This is a genomic window from Bacteroides xylanisolvens XB1A (assembly GCF_000210075.1).
Classification (GTDB): domain Bacteria; phylum Bacteroidota; class Bacteroidia; order Bacteroidales; family Bacteroidaceae; genus Bacteroides; species Bacteroides xylanisolvens.
Map to the genome: position 1 here is coordinate 5605162 of NC_021017.1, position 3170 is coordinate 5608331.

At 44.3% G+C, this 3170-nt stretch carries 4 protein-coding genes; all 4 read left to right on the forward strand.

Translation table 11 applies throughout. The features are described 5' to 3' along the window. Window positions 1–565, forward strand: a 565-nt coding sequence (locus BXY_RS22045) for an outer membrane beta-barrel protein (protein WP_208946891.1), incomplete at its 5' end; no start/stop codon positions are given. Between the two features lie 11 nt (window positions 566–576). Beyond that, on the forward strand, window positions 577–1101 hold the full coding sequence (locus BXY_RS22050) for a DUF4943 family protein (RefSeq protein ID WP_008644616.1): 525 nt from the start codon (window positions 577–579) through the stop codon (window positions 1099–1101). Between the two features lie 211 nt (window positions 1102–1312). Further along, window positions 1313–2038 carry a DUF4858 domain-containing protein gene (locus tag BXY_RS22055; RefSeq protein WP_004314511.1) on the forward strand — a complete coding sequence of 242 codons (726 nt, stop codon included), beginning with the start codon at window positions 1313–1315 and terminating at the stop codon, window positions 2036–2038. A 168-nt stretch (window positions 2039–2206) separates the two neighbouring features. After that, entirely contained in the window at window positions 2207–3151 is a 945-nt protein-coding gene (locus tag BXY_RS22060) for an NAD(P)H-dependent flavin oxidoreductase (RefSeq protein ID WP_015532989.1), read from the forward strand. Window positions 3152–3170 lie beyond the last annotated feature (19 nt).

Consider the following 3170-nt stretch of genomic DNA (forward strand, 5'->3'; position numbering starts at 1 on the left):
GGCAACAAACGGTGATACGGAATCATCTGTAGCTCCGGAAGAACAATCGAATGTGAATGTGGCTCAACCCAAAGCGGTGAAAAAGCATCGCTGGGCGATGAAAGTTCAGGTAGGCACGGCGCTTCCGGCTGATAATGGCACTTATAAAATGCCGGTTTCCGCAGGGGTAACGGTAGAGCGTAAACTAAACGAATCTCTCGGAATAGAAACCGGACTGCTTTATTCAAACCTTCGTTCGGCGGGGCAGCATTTGCACTATCTGGGTATCCCCGTTAAAGTAAATGTAACACTGGTAGATACGAAGAAATTTGACCTTTACGCTACCGTAGGCGGAATAGCCGATAAATGTATCGCCGGCGCGCCGGACAACAGTTTTAAAGAAGAACCTATCCAACTGGCAGTGACTGCCGGCATTGGAATCAATTATAAGATTAATGACCGACTTGCTGTTTTTGCCGAACCCGGAGTTTCGCATCATTTCAAAACAGATTCGAAACTGGCTACGGTACGAACGAAACGGCCGACTAATTTTAATTTACTTTGCGGACTTCGCATGACGTATTAATCCTTATGAAAATGAAAAAAACACTACTAATGCTGTGGATGGCTGTTTGCCTGATCGTATCTTTTACAGGATGCACCAGCGAAGAAATGGATTATAACAATCCGGATGTTGCCCTTTTTGTGAAACAATTGAAGTCGGGTACGTACAAGATGAAAAATGATAAAGGGGTGGTGGAGGTCCCTCATTTTACGGAAGAGGACATCCCCGAACTTTTAAAATATGCAGAAGATCTGACCATTATTCCTTCTTTTCCGTCGGTTTATAATATGAACAACGGTAAAATTCGGTTGGGCGAGTGTATGCTTTGGGTGATTGAGTCTATCCGTCAGGGCACACCTCCGTCATTAGGTTGCAAAATGGTATTGGCGAATGCCGAAAATTATGAAGCAATCTATTTTCTGACTGATGAGGAGGTGCTCGATGCAGCCGCTTGTTATCGTAGTTGGTGGGAAGAGCGCCAATATCCGAAAACAAGATGGACGATCGATCCGTGCTACGATGAGCCGCTTTGTGGATCGGGTTATCGTTGGTGGTAACAAAGGAGGAGCTTTCGGAAAGTAAAAAATAGGAAACATTCATGTGGGAACGTTTGTTTGTATCAGTAGTCTTATGCTGCTGACAGGGGATTACTACGCTCAAAAGACCGCTTCTCGTAGGAGAATATAGGTGGTAACGTAAGGGAGAAACGTATGTGCATTAGTGTATATGAAGTGCTCCAAAATAACAGGTAATGAAAGAGGATAGAGGATGGATAGATTGAAACGGTTTATTGCAACGATGGTACTGTGCCTGACGGCTTTATTTGCATATTCGCAAGTATGGACGGCGCAAGACTCTTTGCATTTGAAGAAATTGCTGGAGAGTGACCAGGAGTTGCATTTGAATATGGATGCTGTAAAGTCGATTGATTTCGGAACTGCGGTTGGTACTCCCCGAATGTCGGAGGAGAAAAGCTGGATGATGCCTGATGAATCGCTTCCTGAAGCATTGCCTAAACCGAAAGTGGTGTTGAGTTTGATGCCATATAAAGCGAATACCCGTTATAACTGGGACCCTATCTATCAGAAGAAGATAAAGATTGATAAAAACACTTGGCGGGGAGATCCTTTCTATGAGATACGCCATCAAAGATCCTACTCGAACTGGGCACGTAATCCGATGGCGAAAGGGGTGCGTAAATCTTTGGATGAGATACAGGCGAGTGGAGTACGTTTCCGACAGTTGAGCGAACGTGCCAATGGAATGATGGTGAACACGGTAGTGATGGACGCACCTATTCCCTTGTTTGGTGGGAGCGGAGTGTATATCAATGGAGGAACGGTCGGTGGACTAGACCTGATGGCTGTCTTTACCAAAGAGTTCTGGAATAAGAAAGGCAGAGATAACCGCGCCCGTACATTGGAGGTTTTGAGAACTTATGGAGATTCTACAACTGTGTTGATAAATAAACCGATCGAACAGATTGCACGCTGAAGACGTTATAATGATGTGTTGATGTAACAATGTGTAATGTACTGACTTGAGAGTGTTTGTAATTGAATAATTAGTATATTTGTGTATTGTTATGTTGGCGCATTGTTATATAACTCTGTCGTTTTCATTGGTATTTTGGCATATTAAAACATAGATAAATAATTAATTATGAATAGAATTACTTCCCTTCTGGGTATTCAATATCCTATTATTCAAGGTGGTATGGTGTGGTGTAGCGGTTGGCGTCTTGCTTCAGCCGTGAGCAATGCCGGCGGATTGGGATTGATCGGCGCCGGTTCTATGCATCCGGACACTTTACGTGAACATATCCGTAAATGTAATGCGGCCACAAAATTTCCCTTTGGAGTGAATATCCCTTTGATGTATCCCCAAATAGAAGAGATTATGAATATTGTAGTGGAAGAGGGAGTGAAGATTGTTTTTACCTCTGCCGGAAATCCGAAAACGTGGACCGGATGGTTGAAGGAGCGTGGAATAACAGTTGTTCATGTCGTTTCATCTTCTCGTTTTGCTGTGAAATGTGAAGAAGCCGGGGTGGATGCAGTAGTAGCTGAAGGTTTTGAAGCCGGAGGGCATAATGGACGGGAGGAAACAACGACTTTCTGTTTGATTCCTGCTGTGCATGAGGCTACCACATTGCCTTTGATAGCCGCGGGAGGTATTGGTACAGGAGAAGGAATACTGGCTGCTATGGTGTTGGGGGCGGAAGGTGTGCAAATAGGAACACGTTTTGCGCTGACTGAAGAGAGTTCTGCGAGTCCGGTATTTAAAGATTATTGTTTGAGTCTCGGTGAAGGGGATACTAAGTTGTTGTTGAAAAAGCTGGCTCCGACACGATTGGTAAAAAATGCTTTTCGTGAAGCGGTGGAGAAGGCTGAAGATAGTGGTGCAACTTCCGAGGAATTAAGAACTTTGCTCGGACGCGGACGTGCTAAGAAAGGTATCTTCGAAGGTGACTTGGAAGGAGGTGAACTGGAAATAGGTCAGGTCTCGGCAATAATATCCCGTCGACAGTCGGTGGCAGAGGTGATGAATGAATTGGTTGAATCTTATCGGCAAGCTGTGGAGAAAAAATATTTGTTTGAACGATAAATGATAATTTTGCGGGGTG

Bases quoted from the DNA above. Each gene is read 5' to 3' on its own strand.
- BXY_RS22050 (WP_008644616.1), top strand. From the start codon at position 577: ATGAAAAAAACACTACTAATGCTGTGGATGGCTGTTTGCCTGATCGTA.
- BXY_RS22055 (WP_004314511.1), top strand. From the start codon at position 1,313: ATGGATAGATTGAAACGGTTTATTGCAACGATGGTACTGTGCCTGACG.
- BXY_RS22060 (WP_015532989.1), top strand. From the start codon at position 2,207: ATGAATAGAATTACTTCCCTTCTGGGTATTCAATATCCTATTATTCAA.